1 protein-coding gene is annotated in these 302 nt (G+C 36.8%); it reads left to right on the top strand.

From position 1 onward, the window contains the following. The coding region (locus tag FUA24_RS07800; RefSeq protein ID WP_148541188.1) for an aminotransferase class I/II-fold pyridoxal phosphate-dependent enzyme at positions 1-302 on the top strand (302 nt) is incomplete at both ends.

Raw genomic sequence — 302 nt, 5'->3', positions numbered from 1 at the left:
GCTGCTGCTCAATACGGTTCTGCATATCCAATGGGAGCACGTATGATGTCTGGTCACACAGATTTGCATGAAAAACTTCAAAATGAATTAGCTTCATTTGTTAATAAAGAGGCTGCATACCTTTTAAACTTTGGTTACCAAGGTATGGTGTCTACCATAGACGCTTTGGTTTCTAAAGATGATATAATTGTGTATGATGTTGATGCGCACGCATGTATTATTGATGGTGTGCGTTTACACATGGGTAAACGTTTTACTTATAAGCATAATGATGTTGAAAGTTTAGAAAAAAACTTAGAGCG

The sequence above is a fragment of the Seonamhaeicola marinus genome (genome assembly GCF_008085455.1).
Note: the sequence above shows the minus strand (reverse complement) of the source record. Positions and strands in the feature narration are given on the sequence as shown.